The sequence below is a fragment of the Aeromonas sp. s10 genome (genome assembly GCF_040907975.1).
Lineage (GTDB): Bacteria > Pseudomonadota > Gammaproteobacteria > Enterobacterales > Aeromonadaceae > Aeromonas > Aeromonas caviae.
The window spans coordinates 61,369-77,820 of the sequence record NZ_JBFOCV010000035.1 but is presented as its reverse complement, the minus strand read 5'-3'; the positions used below and the strand labels follow the sequence as shown (position 1 = coordinate 77,820).

Here is a 16,452-nt window from a genome sequence, read left to right as displayed (position 1 = left end):
ACGAGCAGGGGGCTTTTCAAGCAAGGATCTCGGGCATGGGGAACATATTGACGCAGCGTGATGGGACTACCGATTAAATGAATTGATTTTCCACAAGTTATTCATGGGGGAATTAAATCATCCCGGCGAAGTGCGCCTCGTAATTAATCGATTTCACGGGGAAATGATGAAACGGAACAGCACGACGGCGCACAGGATAATGCTGACGCCCACCACGGGATAGATGATATAGCCATCCCCTACCCGACGGGCTCGCAGCACCACCAGCTGGCAGAGCAGCAGGTTATAGACGATGAGAAGAAAAGTCAGCAGTAGATTGGCGCCCAATGTCAGCTCGTCGGCATACATGATATAGAGCCACATCAAACCAAAATTAACGAGGATCAGATAAAGCAGAAATTTCTGAATCGCCCTGCCCGCCTTTGGGGTCTTTTTTACTCGTGTTATCATGCTTATCACGTCCTGGATACCACATGAACAGTCGACAGATATTGTCAAAAACTGTTGAGATACATCGTGTTTTTATCATTTTCCCGCCAGGCTCTGTCCGCTGTTGCCAAAATATCCCTGCGCCTTCTCCCCGGGCTCTCGCTACTGAGCAGTGCCGTTTGTTACTCCTATGATCATTATCACTGGCAGGCGGGTTTTCCTACCCCCGTTGTCGGCCCGGGTGCCGAGCTGGTCAACGAGCAGACCCGCTTTCTGCTGCGCCAGCGCAGCCACCTGCAGACGAGGCTCGCCGAGTCCCAGCCCATGATCCGCTGGGTCACGGAGCAGGTTCAGACGCGAAAACTCCCACCCATGCTGGCTCTGCTGCCCCTGATCGAGAGCAGCTACCGGCTTGACGTGATCTCCTCGGCGGGCGCCGCCGGGCCCTGGCAGCTGATGCCGGATACCGCAGCCCGCTTCTCCGTCCCCATGACAAACGGCTTCGATGGCCGCTACTCCCTGCCATTGGCGACGGAGGCGGCGCTCTCCTACCTCGGCTGGCTGCATCAATTCTTCGGGCAGGACTGGTTGCTGGCACTGGCTGCCTACAACGCGGGAGAGGGAAGAGTACTGAAGGCGGTGCTCAACGGCGGGACACGCAATGTGTGGGAGTTGCAATTGCCTACCGAAACGCGCCTCTATGTGGCGCGCTTCCTCGCGCTCTCCCAATTGCTGGACAGAGCGGCGCAGCACGGGTTTGTCCTGCCGCCCTGGCAGGCGGGAGAAAATATCCGGGTATGGCGGCAGCCGGGGGGCTGCTCATTGCTGGAGTGGGCCATGGAACGGGGGGTTGCCATGAACGAGGCAAGCCGGTGGAATCCCGCCTGGCGATTGCCCGATCCCCGGGAGGTGAGTGACTGCCCCATCGTTTATGGCGGAGGCAAGGCCCCTCCTGCCCCGCGCCATCAAGAGACACGCCCGCAGCTGGTGCGGGCCGTGTCCCTGGAAAGCCTGCACGATCCCCTGCTGTTGCTGCCTGCACGGGGACTGGACATGGGGCGGGGAGGCCTCACTCTTGAGCGGTTGCCGGATCCACTGGGATTGGAGCAGGCTCGCCCTCTGCTGGCGCCATGAAACAGTGGCGCCAGTGGCTCAGAACAGGCGCGAGATCCACCGAGTCAGGATCGACCCATCGCGCGCCGTAGAAGCTGAGGTACTGTCCTATGGCCCTGCGATGGGTGATATGACACGCCAGCACGATCCGCGGTGACAACGACAGGCTGACGTTATCGGGCAAGGTAAAACGGGCGGGGGCGAGGAAACCGACCCCACCCGGTCCGATATCCTTGATCACCGCCCGTCCGATGCGCTTGTCGAACAGCAGGCCGGAGACCATGAGCCGGGCCGCGATGCCGCAACTCTGGGATTCCAGGGGCGTGGTCCCGTCATGGAGATACCAGCGCGGCAGTTTGCGCCTGGGATCCTTGAACGGTGTCACGGGGGGCAGATCGGCGTCAGGGGTTTCCATGGGCAACGGCATCCTTGGCTGTCCGGGTGGCGGCTTGGGTTTGGGCACTGAACAGCTGCTCCAGGCTCTTTTCCGCCTGGGTCGTCATCACCAGCAACTCGATGCGGCGGTTCTGGCTGCCTTTGGGATCGGCGGTGTTGTCCAGCATGGTATCCGACATGGCGACCACCTGACCCACCCGCTCGGGGGGCATGCCGCCAGCAAGCAGGACACGCCTCGCCATCATGGCGCGATCGGAGGAGAGCTCCCAGTTGCTGTAGTTGTCACCGGCAAAGGGGGTGCTGTCGGTGTGGCCCGAGATCATGACCCGGTTCTCCACTCGCTGAAAGACAGGAGCCAGTGCCATCAGCAGATGGCGGAAATAGGGGCTGATGCGGGCGCTGCCACGGCTGTACATCTCGCGCTCGTCATCGTCGCGGATCAGGATCCGCAGACCCTGGGGCACCAGTTGCAGCTCCAGGTTGTTTCTGGCCTGCATCTGATCCGCCATGGACCCGATGAAACCGGCCAACTGCGCCATCTGCTTCTCTCCCTCAATCTTGCCCGCCAGCAGGCTCTCATAGCCTCCCTTGGCGCCATCGGTAAAGATGCTGCGGTCACGCTCCATGTGTCTGGGCATACGCTGCCCCTCCTCCACGAACTGGGGACTCAACTCCTCCAGTACCGAGGGGTTGCCGCCAAGATCCACCGGATAGGGACTGTTGCGGATATCGAAGGGGTTGGCCTCGCTGTCCATGATGCTGTAGTCGCGTAGACGGCTGGCCACCAAATCACGCTCCTCCTGGCTGGAGACGGCCAGGATCCAGAGCACCATGAAGAAGGCCATCATGGCCAGGGTGAAGTCGGCGAAGGCCACCTTCCATGCACCGCCCCCCTTGGGAGCGCTGCTGCGCCGCTGCTGGCGCTTGATGACGATCTGCTCGTGGTTGCGCATCACATGGCCCTGTTGGTCACCCAGTCTTCCAGTTCGAGGAAGCTGGGTTTCACGTCAGGCTCCAGCATCTTGCGGCCGGAATCGACGGAGAGCAGCGGCGTCTTGCCCCTCAGCTGGGCGATCAGGATCGACTTGATGCACATCAGCATGCCGATACGGCGCTTGACCATCTCTTCCATCGCATTGCTGATGGGCTCCAGCAGGCAATAACAGAGGAAGATACCGATGAAGGTGCCCACCAGGGCGGCTGCCACGTGCACGCCGATATTGCTCAAGGGGCCGTCGAGCTGCTGCATGGTGATGATGATCCCCATCACCGCCGCCAGGATCCCGAAGCCGGGGCAGGCCTCCCCGGTCTTGTGCAGCGCATGGGCGGGCTTGAGCATGTCCTCCTCGATGGCCATGATCTCCTGCTCCAGTATGGTGTCGAGCTCATGAGGCGTGATCTTGCCCATGCCCAGCAGACGCAGGTTGTCAATGATGAAGCCCAGCAGTTGCGGATCTTCCGATACCTGGGGATACATGAGGAAGACGGAGCTCTGCTGCGGATTCTCCACGTGCTCGTCCAGCGCCTTCATCCCCTTGTTGCGGGTCTCTTCCAGCAGTTGGTGCATCAGGGTCAGCAGTTCGCGATAGATCTCCTTCTCGTCCTTGTTGGACTTGAAGCAAAGCTTCATCTGGCGCCACATTTCATGCATCACCTCCTTGGAATTGCCAAGGAACATGGAACCGACCGCCGCCCCTATGATGATGATGAGTTCGGCAGGCTGCCACAGGGCGATGGGGCGCCCCCCGGCCATCATGAAGCCGCCGATCACACACACGAAAATGACACCAAGACCAATCTGTTTTTGCATGGATGCTCCCGCAGAAATCAACAAGACTCCCCCCGCGGGGAGAGGCATAACTATATGGAGTCGACCAATCGCTGCTTGAGCTGAAGGACGCACTGCTTGTGGAGCTGGCACACCCGCGACTCGGTCAACCCGAGCACCAGTGCAATCTCCTTCATGTTCAATTCCTGCTGGTAATAGAGGGAAAGCAGCAGCTGTTCACGCTTGTCCAGGGTGCCGAGCACCTTGCCAAGGGTCATGGCCAGATCCTGATCGTCAGACTCGGATGCGGGCGCCCTGCCTCCGTTCTCCAGCCACTCCTCCAGACTCTGCAACGCCTCGGCCTGGCTCGCATAGGCGAGCTGGCGCACCTCCTCAACGGTGCAGGAAAGCGCCTGTGCCAGCTCCTGCTCGGTCGGGTTGCGCCCCAGACGGTTGAACAGCTCCCGCTGTACCTGGTTGTGACCGTGCACCTGCTGGCGCAGCTGACGGGGGCGCCAGTCGAGGCGCCGCAGCTCGTCCAGCATGGCTCCCCGCACCCGCTTGAAGGCATAGCTCTCGAACTGGGCATCCGGTTCACCCCCATAGCGACGCCAGGCTTCCAGCAGCCCCATCATGCCGACCTGCTCCATGTCCTCCTGATCGAAGCTGGCGCTCACCTGACTGCGCAGGTGAGTGGCTGCCCGCTTCACCAGAGGCAGATAACGGCTCAGGATCACCTGCTCACCGGTGCGGGGAGCGGAGGCGGTCAGTTCGCAGGGAGTATCCCAACCAGCGTCCATCATGTTCGCTACTGCACCAGGACCTTGGTGACCAGCACTTCATCCAGATAGGGCTTGTAGCCATACCCCTCCAGGGTTCCCACCAGTTTGCCGAGCAGAGAGGTCTGAAGGGCCGAGATGTTCTGCAGCTCCTGCTTCACCGCCTCATGGGAGCGATGGCTGAAATATTGCACCATGGCATTGCGGATCAGGGGGGTCAGCTCGTTGAGCGTTTCCAGTTGCTGGGGATGGTGGGTGACCAGCGCCAGCTCCAGCACCAGATAGTGGGGCTCTCTGTCCCCCTCCAGGCTGATGACGAAACGCTCCATCGGTTTGAACAGCGGCGTCTTGCTCAGCTCGGGCTTGGCCTCTGCCAGGCCCAGCCAGACGGCAACCATATCCCGCTTGAGATAAGCGCCATAGGCCAGCCCCGCCAGCAGGCACAGCGCCATCATTATCACCATCAACCACTTCATGACACGCCGCATAATTTGAAATCACTCTCGCTATTGCCAGATCTTGAAATGTCACACCAGGGTGTTGAGCCAATCCTGGCCAGCACTACCCGATGCGTCCTGTTCTTCCTGCCACTGTCGTCGACCTGCCAGGATCTTCTCCTGCTGCCAGCGATCCCCCCGCTCCTGCTCTCCCCCCTGGCCCACGTTCACCTCGACACCACCGGCATGATGGGGAGCCAAACTCATGCGAAGCCGCTCCATCGACTGGATCAGGGCTTCACGCACCGCCGGGTTGGTCACGTTGAGCTGCACGTTGAGCCGATCCCCTTCCATCCTCACGGTCAGTTCGACGCGACCCAGCTCGGGGGGATCGAGGCGGATATGGGCCTGCTTGATGCTATGGTTCACCTGCAGCTCGACCCTGTCTTTGAGCACATCGACCAGTTGCTGGCCCCACTGGGCCTCGCTTGCGGCAAGACGCGCCGGCGCCCACTGGTATTCCGCAGGCCTGGCGGCAGAGAGCGCGGGCGGCAACCCCCCCATTACCTTGAATTCGGTGACGCTGGCCTCCCGCTCCGGGGCGGGCTCCCCGGGAAGAGGCACCACCACTGCCGCACTCCGGGTCGTCGGCCGCTCGCCCTGGGGGGTCGGCTGGAGCATTCGCATGGCCAGCTCCCCGGCGGGTTGAGGGAGGCTCTCCTTGCCAACGGAAACCGGCGGCACCGGCATCCGTTCCCCTTCCATTCGCTCGAACCCGCTGAGGGCGCGCAGCACAGGCGAGGAGGCGGGTTGCATCTCACCGACGGGGGCAAGGCCGGCACTCGATGACAAACGGACTGGAGGAAGGCGTCCCTCCTCCTGTCGGACAAAAGGTGGTGGCATCTGGTTGAAGGCGGCGAGTTGCTCGGCGACATCCGCAGCCACTTCGACGCTCTCCTCCTGCTCCGTCTCGTCGACGGGGGCGGAAGGGGCGGTGGACGGAGGAAGCATCGCCTCCTGCGGAAGATCCAGAGGCTGGTACTCTTCCCCCTGCCCGTCAGGCTGGCGGGAGAGGCGGGTAAAACCACCGGATGGGGAAGCGGGCAGTGTCTCTGCCACGGGGAGAGGGATCATGCCCATGTCTGCGCCTCGTCGTAGGCCTGCAATCCTTCCCGCTTGCGGGAGAGGCTGTCCCACTCCTGCTTGCGCAGCGCCGTTTCCTGCTCACAGAGCGCGAAGGCTTCCCGATGCCAGTGACGCACCTGATCCCGGGCCGGCATCAGGGATTGCCACAATGCAGGCTGGCTGTTCAGATGCGCCACCAGCTGGGCCAGACGCTGATCCGCCAGCCGCACCGCATCCCACTGTCCGGCGCGGGCCTGCTGCAAGATAAGACGCCCGAGCCCCAGGAGCTGGCGCTGACGGGTCTCGCGTTCCGCACCGGGGGGCACGGCTCCTGTCATGGACATGATGATGGCCTCAAAATAGGACGACCTTGCGGGCAAGCAAGGAGCAGGCCAAATATATATACATCATATTTCAATACGTTAGCTCCAACCTTTGCCCCATGAGGAAGGTGGATTTCCGCATCAACGGGGATGGCGGGCCATCGCTTCCCAACCCTCTTTCAGCTCCAGCAGGATGCGACGCACCTCTGCAAAGCCCGCGACATCGTTGGCCACACTGATCTCGAACAGCCGCTGGCCGCAGTAGTCGTAGAGACGGTGCAGGTTGCTGGCCAGCTCCCCGCCCTTGTCCATATCGAGGGCACTGTCGAGCCCTCCCAGGATCTGCAGACACTTGTTGATGGACTGCCCCTTGCGCTCGTACTGCCTGGCCAGAATGTGGCCCTCGGCCCTGGCTATTTCGTCCAGCAGGCCATCCATCAACATCAGCACCAGCTGGTGCGGATCGGCGCTCGCTGCCTTGGCCTGGGTGGCGGCGAACTGGTAGGCGTCATAGCCTTCTTGGGGTTCAAACATAAAAAACTCGCTTATTCAAAGTGTTACGGGCTATCCGTCTCACAAGCCGCCCATGGTCTGCAACATCTGGTTCATGGTGGTGAACTGATTGAGGTAGCGCTTATACGCGGAATCCATGCGCCGATCCAGCGCCTCCATCCGCTCATTCACCCGCTTCTCGTTCGCTTCAAGACCTGTCTTGCGCCCCTTGAGTGCACCGTCCCGCTTGGTATAGGGGTCCAGGGCATTACTCATCCGCTTGAGCAGACCGTCATCGCCCATGAGTGCCTTGCCGAGCAGCTCGGGATCCTTCTCCAGCGCCTTGTTGAAGTCGGTCTCGTTGAAGGAGAGCTTGCCCGCCTTGTCGGTCTTGATCCCCAGGCTCCCCAGGGTCAGATCATCGGGCAGCTCCCGCACGCTGCGGGCAATCACGCTCTTGAGGCTGCGAACCCCGCTGTCGGAGGAGAGGGCTCCCGGTGCCTTGGGATCGCTGGAGGTCATCTTGGCCAGCTCGTCCACCAGCTCGTTGTAACTGTCGACAAACTTCTTGAGGGAGCCGGTAACCGCCTCCTTGTCCTGATCCACCGTGACCAGCAGCGGAGCGTCATCCGCCTTTTGCGCCTTGGTCAGCTGGAACGTCAGGCCATCCACCACGTTCTCTATCTTGTTGCTGGCAGAGGTGATGGTGAGAGGGTTGTCCCCCCCCATGCGCAGCTTGGCGTCCTGCGCCTGGGTGATGTCCGTCTTGCCGGCCATCGCCACCCCGAGGGCATTGGCGCCATCCCCGCTGTACCCCAGGGTGATGGCGTTCTCCACACCGCTCTCCTTGCTGGTCAATACCATGCTGACCTTGCCGTCGGTACGTACCAGGGTCGCCTTCACACCCGGGTTGTCCTTGGCATTGTTGATCTGGGAGACCAGATCCTTGACGGTGGCGCCTGCCGGGAGGGAGGCCAGGTCGATGTCCAGGGTCTTGCCCTTGACGGTCAGGGAGAAGACGCCGTCTGCCGGCAGCGGTGCCGTGTCACTGTCAAGCTGCAAGCCGACCTGATGGGACTGGGCAAGCTGCTCCACGAAGAAGCTGTACTGACCCGAGCTGGCCTTGCCGTTGCTCGTCACCGTCATGAGTCCTTCCTGGGACAGGGTGGCCTTCTGAGCCTGCAGGCTGCTCGCCTTGTTCAGATCCTTGAGCAGGGTCTGGAAACTCGACAGCTTGGTGGTGAGGCTGCTGATGGCGCTCTGCTGCGCCTTGACGCTGTCCAGCTGCTTCTTCAGCAGCTTGTCCATGTTCTGGCGCTCGACGGCCACCAGTTGCATCGCCGTGCTGGCCGGATCTATTTGCATCTTTATCCCCTTATTCGGTGGCATGCCCGTTGGAAAAGACCGGCTCGGCCCTTTCCAACCGGCAAGCGGTTGTCAAACAAGAGCCGCCCCTATCGGGGCGGCCCGGCAAACCATCAACGCAGCAGGGAAGTCACCATGCCGGTCATCTGGTTGGAGTTGGACAGCACGGACATGCCAGCCTGCATCAACATCTGGTTCTTGGTCATGTTGGTGCTCTCCTGGGCGAAGTCGGCATCCATGATGCGGCCGTTCGCCATGTCGGTGTTCTCTTTCATGTTGGAGAGGTTGTTGACGGTGTGCTCCAGACGGTTAATGTTGGCACCGAACTGGGAACGGGCGGTACCGATGGCATCCAGGGCATCTTCCATCTTGGTGATCTGCGCATTGAAGTCAGTAGAGGCCAGGGCGGTGGCCGCCACATCGGCCGTGGCCAAGTCGGTGGTCGCCGTGGTGATAGCGGTGTTGACGGCCTTGACGTTGGTGTCGGCCTTGACGTCCAGCTTCTCGGCGGCAGTACCACCGATCTGGAAAGTCACAGTACCGGCTTCGAACTTGCCACCAGCGCCGATCAGAGCCTCACCACCGAAACGGGTGTTATCGCTGATGTTCTTCAGCTCGGCGGTCAGTTCCTTCATTTCGGTGCCCATGGCCAGACGGTCTTCCGCGCTCGCAGTGCCGTTGGCGCCCTGGGTGGCCAGGTCTTTCATGCGCTGAACGATGTTGGTCATCTCGTCCATGGCACCTTCGGCGGTCTGCATCATGGAGACGGCGTCCTGGGCGTTGCGCATGCCGACCTTCTGGCCGTTGGACTGGGCTTGCAGGCGGGTGGCCATCTGCAGACCGGCGGCATCATCGGCGGCGGAGTTGATGCGAAGACCGGTACCCAGGCGCTGCATGGCGGTGCCCAGCATCTTGTTGGTGTTGTTCAGCTGGTTCTGAGTGGTCAGAGAAGCGAAGTTGGTATGAATGGACAAACCCATGATCTATTCCTCGAAGAAGGCTGCTACCGCAGCGGATAACCGTACGAAGGAGAGAAGCGACAGGTGCGAAGCAAGACTTGAGCTGCGGGTGAAAAATATGATGAAAAAAGAGGGCGCGGGAGGAGCTGGGAGGGGAAACGGGAAAAAGGCACCCACCAGGGGGATGGGTGCCACCAGGATCAACGCAGCAGGGAAGTCACCATGCCGGTCATCTGGTTGGAGTTGGACAGCACGGACATGCCAGCCTGCATCAGCATCTGGTTCTTGGTCATGTTGGTGCTCTCCTGGGCGAAGTCGGCATCCATGATGCGACCGTTCGCCATGTCGGTGTTCTCTTTCATGTTGGAGAGGTTGTTGACGGTGTGCTCCAAACGGTTGATGTTGGCACCGAAGGAAGAACGAACAGCACCAATTTGATCAAGCAGGTTGCTTGTGGCGGTAATCGCGTCACTGGCTTTGGTTTGATCACCAATACCCGCGACAATATCAGCGTCCGCAATACCGCTAGTTGCTGTAGTGCCAGTAAGGTCCTTCATCGCGGTAGCTACATCAACCTTCAATGTTTCAGTGCTAGAGCCACCAATCTGGAAAGTCACACCAGCGGCAGCCTCGAACGACCCGCCTTTCAACAACTTCTGGCCACCAAAGCTGGTGTTATTAACAATATTACCCAGCTCCTTGGTCAGTTCGCCGAACTCGGCGTTCAGGGCGGTATAGTCATCAGCGCTGGTAGTGCCGTTGGCACCCTGGGTCGCCAGATCCTTCATGCGTTGAACGATGTTGGTCATCTCGTCCATGGCGCCTTCGGCGGTCTGCATCATGGAGATGGCATCCTGGGCGTTGCGCATACCGACTTTCTGGCCGTTGGACTGGGCTTGCAGGCGGGTAGCCATCTGCAGACCGGCCGCGTCGTCGGCGGCGGAGTTGATGCGAAGACCGGTACCCAGGCGCTGCATGGCGGTGCCCAGCATCTTGTTGGTGTTGTTCAGCTGGTTCTGGGTGGTCAGGGAGGCGAAGTTGGTATGGATGGACAAGCCCATGATGTATTCCTCGAGTTAAACGCTGCACAGCAGCCCGTTAGGTTGACATCAGATAGAGACGACCCCTTTCGCGCAGAAATGTAATCTTCCCTCCGCATATTTTTCTTCTGGCCCCCTCCCGGGCATTCCGGTATCCCGGGTGCTCGCCGCCTCTCCCATCCGGCATGCTTATTGCTTTTAAAACGTCCTCTCTCACTACCGGATGGCGACATGGCTGCTTCGCTCTACACACCGCATTTCGTTCAACATTTCCAGTGCATCGGCGATCGCTGCGAGGACAACTGCTGCCACAGCTGGGCCATCAGCATCGACAAGCAGACCTTCCGCAGCTATGAACGCCACCCCGACCCCACGGTCAAATCCCTGAGCAAGCTGCACATCATCAAGGTGAAGCAGAGCAACGAGCGCTGGGGGGAGATAAAGCTCGACGAACAGGGCGCCTGCCCCTTCCTCGATGAAAACCGCCTGTGCCAGATCCACAGCAAGGCGGGTCCGGATGCCCTGAGTCACACCTGCAAGACCTACCCCAGAGCCCAGACCCGCATCGGCAACCAGCTCAAGAGGTCCCTGATGCTCTCCTGCCCCCAGGTGTGCCGCCAGTTGTTGCTTGACCCCCTGGCGATGCAGACCGAGGTCACCGAGCTCACCCAGCCCCTGCCCTTCGCTCCGCCCCCCTCCAACGCCATGGCGACGTTGCACAGCCTGAGCATTCACGTGCTGGCCGCCACGGATATCCCCGTGGCGATTCGGCTATGGCTGGTCGGCATGCTGATCCATCGGGATCCTGCGCAACTCTCCCACGAGGCCTTCCTCGATCAGGTGGCGGTACTGGCCGAACGCGGGGAGCTCAACACCATGTTCGAGCAGTTGCCCGCCCTGCCCAGACTGCAGTGGTGGGGCCTCAGAACCATGACCCACCAGTTGCTGGCCTATTCCCAGGGGAGACGGGGGCGGCAGACCATGCAGGTCTGCCTCGACAAGATCAACGGGGTACTGGAGGGAACCTACGACGAGGACAAGCTTGCACGCCTGCAGCAGGTCTGGCACGACAGGGTCGCACCCTTCCTGGCCAGCCATCCCCAGATCCTGGACAACTACCTGCTCTACTACGTCTATCACCACAACTTCCCGCTGCAGCAGGGCGACAAGTGCCAGGCCTATCAGCTGCTGGTAGTCGACTACTTTCTGCTGCGCAACTACCTCTGCCTGCTGGCCATGGACAAGGAGCTGGACGAGCAGGACGTGGTCAACCTCTTCTACAGCTACCACACCATACGCCAGCACAATGCGAGCTTTATCAAGACCATAGAACAGGGGCTCAATGACTCCGGCTTCGCGTCGGACATCTCCCTGTACGCCCTGCTCAAGCCCTGAAAACAGAAAACCGCCAGCGAGCTGCATGGCGGTTTTCTGTCGTGAACGGGACCTGGCACCCTAGGTGAGCAGCGCCACCACGTTCTGGCGCGAGACGTTGGCCTGGGCAAGCAGACCGGACATGGTCCCCATGAAGCCCCCTTCCTTGAGCTGGAGGCTGAGCTTGCCCTGCAACTGGACCAGCTCCTCCTGCTGCAGGTTCTGGCTGCGTGACTTCACCCGATCGAGCTGCTTCACCATCCGCTGGCGAAACTGCTTGAGCTCGCGCACCGACTGCTCTATCTCCCCGAGCAGTCGCTTCAACCGTTGCTGCTCCTGTTTGATCTCCCCCTTGTCGAGCCCCTCGCCGAGCTGGGTCAACTGCCCCGCCTTTGGCTTGAACTGCACGGGTACCGGGTTGCCGGCGGGAATGCGGATGCCCTCACCGCTCAGCAGCACGGGTTCATCCAGCTTGCGCCTGTGCTGATCCGGCACGCTCAGCTCCAGCTTGCCCAGCTCGTTCAGGCGCGCCTGGATATGCTCCTTGCGCAGCGCGCGATCCAGACGGGCGGCCGCCTCCGCTTCACTGGCATCAGCGGGCAGCAGCACCTCGACGGCGCTGCTGGTCTGAGGGAAGGAGAAGACAAGACGCTCGGCACTCGCCCTTGGGCTCAGCAGATCGAGCCGCTCCGCGCTGTAGTGCACCCTGCTGTCCGTGGCCGACGCCAGCAGGCGTGGCCTGAGCTCGCTCGTCAGTGGCGCCTGCGGCTGGGTCAGCTTCTCTTCCAGTACCTTGAGACGGGAGACCAGATCCCCGCTCGCCGCCTTCTGCTGGCCGAGCTGCTGCTCCAGGCGCTTCAGCTCGCCCCACACCTGGCTCAGGGCCTGCTCGCCCCCCTGGGCATGGGCGATGCGCTGCTGCGCCGTGCCGATCAGGGCCCAGCGATCGAGCCGGATGACATTGGGCTGGCGTTCATTGCGAGGAGTCTGGGGAGAAGTAGCCTGGGCAGTCGAACGACCTTGCAACCTGGGTTGGGCCGGCGTTTCGGCCACGCTCCCCGGACGGGTTTGTTGAATCTGCATCCTGGCTCCTTAGACAGATTTAGGGCATGTAGTTGAACAGACTCAGGCCATTCACCTTGGCGAAGGCCTGCTGTTGCACCTGCAGAGCCATCAGCACATGCGCCTGCTGGGTCACGGCCCCCGCGTAGTCGAGGGACTCTATCTGATTGCTCACTTCCTTGCTATAGGTGCTCTTCTCGGCATGACCCTCGTCCACCTGGTCCAGCAGATTGATGCGCGCCCCTATGGTGCTCACCATCTGGCTGATGTCATCCTGCAGGGTCTTGCTGCGATCCAGCATGGCTCTGGCCTGATCCGCCGCATCCGGTGCGCCGGCATCGAAGGCCGCCACCATGTCGTCCAGCTGCTTGAAGAAATCCCCGTTCTGGATGAACAGGCTGTCTGCGGTCTGGTTGAGGGACACCGTCACCCCCCGGGCAATCTCCACCTCCCGCACCAGGGCATCCCCCTGATAGAGATAGCCGCCACCCGGACCCTGGACGATGGGGGTCTTGTCCACCTGGCTGCCGCTGAACAGGCTTGAACCGTTCTCGTTGCGGGCATTGGCGAGATCCAGCAGTCCCTCCTTGATGATGGCTGCCTCGCTGGACACCGCCCGGCGATCGTCCTCGGAGAGGGAACCGTTGGCTGCCGTCTGGGTCAGCTCCCGCAACCGGCTCAGCATGTTGGTCATGGTCTCGAACTGCAGCTCCCCCTGGGATAGCTGGCTCTTGGCATTGGCGATGTTCTTCTGGTACTGGGCCATGGCCACCTGCTCTTTCTTCAGACCGAGCAGTTGCACGCTGCCCACGGGATCGTCCGAAGGCTGCAGGATCCGCTTGTTGGAGGAGATCTGGCGATCCAGCCGGGCGTAGTCGCCAAAGCCCCGCTGCAGGTTGTCGAGCATGCTGAGCTGGATCTGGTTGGTGCTGATGCGCATGCGGACTCCGTCAGAACATGTTGAGAATGGAATTGAAGAGTTGATCCGAGGTGCTGATCACCTTGGCATTGGCCTGATACGCCTTGGTGTAGGCCATCACCTTGACCCCTTCCTCATCGAGGTTGACGCCGCTCACGCTGCTGAGCTTGGTGGCGAGCTGTTTCTCCATGTTGGCATCGGCCTCCATGGTCGCCTTGGCCTGACCGCTCTGCACCGCCATCTTGCCAAGCAGGGCGCTGTAGGCATCGTACTGATCATCCTTGATGGTCAGCAGCTCCTGCAGGTTGCGGTTGTCGCCGTTGCCGCCCCCCGCCTTGGCGAAGGCGAGGTGATCCCCGGTAAAGCCGTCGGCCACCTTGAGGGTGCCGGAGGGATTGAGGGGGTCGTAGCTGAACAGGGGTTTGCCGGGATCGCCGTTCAGATCGACGCCACCCGCCTGCTTGGCGTTGAAGTCATCCGCCAGCTTCTTCGCGATCTGGTTCAGCTCGTCGCGCAGGGGGCGTAGCACTGTGGTGCGATATTCCAGCACGCCCGCCAGGGTGCCGCCCTGAAGTCTGGGGACCTCGAAGGATTGCGGCCCGAAGCTCAGGCTCAGGGTGTCACCGGCCAGAGAGAGGGTGCTGCTGCTGCCGGCCAGCACCAGGGGCTGGCCCTGGGGCAGGCTCAGGGAGAAGGAGCCGTCGCTCTGACGGTTGACCCGCACCTCCATGAAGGTCGACAGCTCGCGCACTATCTGCTCGCGGCTGTCTTCCAGCGCCGAGGTGTTGACCCCCTTGGAAGCCTGCTCGCCGATCTGGGTGTTGAGCTCCGCCACCTGCTTGAGATAGCTGTTCACCTGGGTAATGGTGCTGCCCAGCTGATCGTCGATCTGCTTCTCCTGGGTCAGCAGGCTCTCGTTCAACTGGCCGAAGCGGTTGGCCAGGGCACCGGCCGAGCTGACGATCTGGCTGCGCTGCGCCGGTGTTTCCGGGCTGTCGAGAGCGGCGCTCAGGGACGCGAAGAAGCTGTCCAGCCCCTTGGTGATGTTCATCGACTCGCTGCCGAGCAACTGCTCCGTCGTATTGATGTACTGGTGAAAAGCATAGGAGGAGCCGGTCGCGGAGCGGCTGCGCCAGTGCTGGGAGACCAGATAGTCATCGGTGATCCTGCGAACCCCGGTCACCTCGACCCCCATGCCGTTGTCCATCCGGCCAAAGCCCGACAGGCTGCCCATCATGGCCTCCTGGCGGCTGTACCCGATGGTATTGACGTTGGCGATATTCTGGGCAGAGATGTTCAATGCGATCTGCGATGCATTGAGTCCGCTAAAACCGATACTGAGCAGCGACATCAGTCAACTTTCCTCATTTTTGCCGAATTCAGAGGCTGACTGAAGGCAGCCAGGGTCTGGGAGTCTGAAGCGACCACCGGCTCGGCATTCTTTAATGTGGGGGCCAGTTGATTGACCATCTGCTCCTTGAGCCCCATGCCGCCGCGCTTGACCAGGCTCATCGCGAGCTGGCTGTCGTACATGTCGCGGTAGAGGGACTCCCCCTTGATAAGCCTGTCCTCTTCATCCTGCATGGCGTCGGACGCCGAACGCATGTGCTTGAGCACCGTCTGCAGGAAGCTCACCTCGAACTGGCCGGCCGCCGCCTCCAGGGCCGCGCGCTGATCCGGGTTGCTCTTTATCTGCTGCAGTTCATTGAGATCCTGATAGAAACCAGGCTCCGAGGTAATTCTGGTCATAGAGATCCTTAGATGACCACCAGCTCGCCTTCGAGGGCTCCCGCCTCGTCGAGGGCTTGCAGGATGGCCATGACATCATCCGGGGTCGCCCCCAGGGAATTCACCGCCTTGACGATCACCTCCAGGGAGGTGCCATCCGGCCAGACAAACATGTTGTTGCGCTCCCGGTCAACCTGGATCTGGGAGTTGGGCGTCGTGGTGGTCCGCCCGTTGGAGAAGGCGTTGGGCTGGCTCACCGTCTGGCTCTCCCCTATGGTCACCGTCAGGCTGCCATGGCTGACCGCCGCCTTGTGCACCTTGACCCCCTGCCCCATGACCACGGTGCCGGTACGGCTGTTGAAAACGACTCGCGGCCGCTCCTTGCCCATGTCCACCTGGATGTCCTGCAACAGGGCCATGAAGGAGATGCGCTGGCTCTCATCGCGGGGAGCCGCAATCTGGATGCGACCGGCGCTGACCGCCTTGGCCACGGGGCCGAGCTGGCGGTTGATCTCCCGTTCCACGTTGCGGGCCGTCTTGAAGTTGGGCTGGTGCAGGTTGAGCGTCACTTCCGGCTTGTCCGAGAAGTTGCTGGCCACCTCCCGCTCGATGATGGCGCCGTTCGGGATGATGCCGGCCGTCGGCACGTTGATGGTCACGGAGGAGCCGGATTGCCCCTCCGCCTTGACTCCGGCCACCACCAGGTTGCCCTGGGCGACCGCATAGACTTCACCGTCGATCCCGCGCAGGGGAGTGAGCAGCAGCGAGCCGCCTCTCAGGCTCTTGGCATCGCCGATGGAGGTCACGGTCACGTCCATCTGCTGACCCTTGCCGGCGAGGGCAGGCAGCGTCGCCTGCACGGAGACGGCAGCCACGTTCTTGAGCTTGGGATCGATGTCATCGGGCAGCTGTACCCCGAACTGCTTGAGCATGTTGGTCATGGACTGGCCGGTGAATTTGACCTGGCTGCGATCCCCGGTACCAGAGAGGCCGACCACCAGGCCATAGCCCACCAGCTGGTTGGCTCTCATCCCCTGCACGTCGGCAATGTCCAGCAGGGCCCGTTTGGCGGGGGCAGCGGCGCCGGCCACGCCCGACAGCGCCAGGCAGAGCAGGGCGATATACCATCTGTTCATCGAAATC

At 61.5% G+C, this 16,452-nt stretch carries 19 protein-coding genes; 2 read left to right on the top strand and 17 right to left on the bottom strand.

All coding sequences use genetic code 11. The annotated features are described in order from the left end of the window. Positions 1 to 153 precede the first annotated feature (153 nt). Entirely contained in the window at positions 154 to 450 is a 297-nt protein-coding gene (locus AB5Y59_RS11725) for a hypothetical protein (RefSeq protein ID WP_041211797.1), read from the bottom strand. 255 nt (positions 451 to 705) lie between these two features. Here AB5Y59_RS11725 and AB5Y59_RS11720 point away from each other — a divergent pair, with 255 nt between their 5' ends. After that, the gene (locus AB5Y59_RS11720) at positions 706 to 1,563 is read left to right on the top strand and encodes a lytic transglycosylase domain-containing protein (RefSeq protein WP_045522257.1); all 858 of its coding nucleotides are present in this window, start codon (positions 706 to 708) and stop codon (positions 1,561 to 1,563) included. On the opposite strand, the gene AB5Y59_RS11715 is transcribed toward AB5Y59_RS11720, so the two are convergent. The 11 genes from AB5Y59_RS11715 to lafA (AB5Y59_RS11665) form a co-directional block, all read right to left on the bottom strand. Beyond that, positions 1,499 to 1,957, bottom strand: a complete 459-nt coding sequence (locus AB5Y59_RS11715; protein ID WP_042015087.1) for a PilZ domain-containing protein — start codon at positions 1,955 to 1,957, stop codon at positions 1,499 to 1,501. The two genes, AB5Y59_RS11720 and AB5Y59_RS11715, sit on opposite strands and share 65 nt — an antisense overlap. After that, on the bottom strand, positions 1,944 to 2,891 hold the full coding sequence (gene lafU / locus AB5Y59_RS11710; protein ID WP_368212018.1) for a lateral flagellar motor protein LafU: 948 nt from the start codon (positions 2,889 to 2,891) through the stop codon (positions 1,944 to 1,946). The genes AB5Y59_RS11715 and lafU overlap by 14 nt, the downstream gene beginning before the upstream one ends. Further along, positions 2,891 to 3,748 (bottom strand): lateral flagellar motor stator protein LafT, encoded by an 858-nt coding sequence (gene lafT / locus AB5Y59_RS11705; RefSeq protein WP_041211799.1) that lies wholly within the window; start codon positions 3,746 to 3,748, stop codon positions 2,891 to 2,893. The genes lafU and lafT overlap by 1 nt, the downstream gene beginning before the upstream one ends. A gap of 50 nt (positions 3,749 to 3,798) precedes the next feature. Further along, on the bottom strand, positions 3,799 to 4,509 hold the full coding sequence (lafS, locus tag AB5Y59_RS11700) for a lateral flagellar system RNA polymerase sigma factor LafS (protein WP_045522170.1): 711 nt from the start codon (positions 4,507 to 4,509) through the stop codon (positions 3,799 to 3,801). 5 nt (positions 4,510 to 4,514) lie between these two features. After that, positions 4,515 to 4,973 (bottom strand): lateral flagellar basal body-associated protein LafF, encoded by a 459-nt coding sequence (gene lafF, locus AB5Y59_RS11695; RefSeq protein WP_368212017.1) that lies wholly within the window; start codon positions 4,971 to 4,973, stop codon positions 4,515 to 4,517. Between the two features lie 39 nt (positions 4,974 to 5,012). Then, on the bottom strand, positions 5,013 to 6,041 hold the full coding sequence (locus AB5Y59_RS11690) for a flagellar hook-length control protein FliK (RefSeq protein WP_368212015.1): 1,029 nt from the start codon (positions 6,039 to 6,041) through the stop codon (positions 5,013 to 5,015). 11 nt (positions 6,042 to 6,052) lie between these two features. After that, on the bottom strand, positions 6,053 to 6,391 hold the full coding sequence (locus AB5Y59_RS11685; RefSeq protein WP_041214009.1) for a hypothetical protein: 339 nt from the start codon (positions 6,389 to 6,391) through the stop codon (positions 6,053 to 6,055). A gap of 120 nt (positions 6,392 to 6,511) precedes the next feature. Next, positions 6,512 to 6,904 (bottom strand): lateral flagellar export chaperone LafC, encoded by a 393-nt coding sequence (lafC, locus tag AB5Y59_RS11680; RefSeq protein WP_041211804.1) that lies wholly within the window; start codon positions 6,902 to 6,904, stop codon positions 6,512 to 6,514. Positions 6,905 to 6,943: 39 nt separating this feature from the next. Further along, positions 6,944 to 8,227 (bottom strand): lateral flagellar capping protein LafB, encoded by a 1,284-nt coding sequence (gene lafB / locus AB5Y59_RS11675; RefSeq protein ID WP_202044632.1) that lies wholly within the window; start codon positions 8,225 to 8,227, stop codon positions 6,944 to 6,946. Between the two features lie 113 nt (positions 8,228 to 8,340). After that, positions 8,341 to 9,207: a lateral flagellin LafA gene (gene lafA, locus AB5Y59_RS11670; RefSeq protein ID WP_368212013.1), complete on the bottom strand. Its 867-nt coding sequence runs from the start codon at positions 9,205 to 9,207 to the stop codon at positions 8,341 to 8,343. Between the two features lie 179 nt (positions 9,208 to 9,386). Then, entirely contained in the window at positions 9,387 to 10,247 is an 861-nt protein-coding gene (lafA, locus tag AB5Y59_RS11665; protein WP_323912326.1) for a lateral flagellin LafA, read from the bottom strand. Positions 10,248 to 10,457: 210 nt separating this feature from the next. Between lafA (AB5Y59_RS11665) and fliB the strand changes: the two genes are divergently transcribed. Further along, a complete protein-coding gene (fliB, locus tag AB5Y59_RS11660; protein WP_368212011.1) occupies positions 10,458 to 11,621 on the top strand; it encodes a flagellin lysine-N-methylase in 1,164 nt (387 codons plus the stop codon). 60 nt (positions 11,622 to 11,681) lie between these two features. On the opposite strand, the gene AB5Y59_RS11655 is transcribed toward fliB, so the two are convergent. The 5 genes from AB5Y59_RS11655 to fgIL are packed head-to-tail and all read right to left on the bottom strand — an operon-like array spanning position 11,682 to position 16,445. Then, complete coding sequence (locus tag AB5Y59_RS11655) at positions 11,682 to 12,683, bottom strand: hypothetical protein (protein ID WP_042015081.1); 1,002 nt, start codon at positions 12,681 to 12,683, stop codon at positions 11,682 to 11,684. Positions 12,684 to 12,702: 19 nt separating this feature from the next. Further along, the gene (lfgL, locus tag AB5Y59_RS11650) at positions 12,703 to 13,602 is read right to left on the bottom strand and encodes a lateral flagellar hook-associated protein LfgL (protein WP_041214013.1); all 900 of its coding nucleotides are present in this window, start codon (positions 13,600 to 13,602) and stop codon (positions 12,703 to 12,705) included. A gap of 10 nt (positions 13,603 to 13,612) precedes the next feature. Then, positions 13,613 to 14,932: a lateral flagellar hook-associated protein LfgK gene (lfgK, locus tag AB5Y59_RS11645; RefSeq protein WP_041211811.1), complete on the bottom strand. Its 1,320-nt coding sequence runs from the start codon at positions 14,930 to 14,932 to the stop codon at positions 13,613 to 13,615. Further along, positions 14,932 to 15,330, bottom strand: coding sequence for a rod-binding protein (locus AB5Y59_RS11640; protein ID WP_041211812.1), 399 nt, complete (start codon positions 15,328 to 15,330; stop codon positions 14,932 to 14,934). Before AB5Y59_RS11640 ends, lfgK begins: the two co-directional genes overlap by 1 nt. A gap of 8 nt (positions 15,331 to 15,338) precedes the next feature. Continuing rightward, positions 15,339 to 16,445: a lateral flagellar basal body P-ring FlgIL gene (gene fgIL, locus AB5Y59_RS11635; RefSeq protein ID WP_041214014.1), complete on the bottom strand. Its 1,107-nt coding sequence runs from the start codon at positions 16,443 to 16,445 to the stop codon at positions 15,339 to 15,341. Positions 16,446 to 16,452 lie beyond the last annotated feature (7 nt).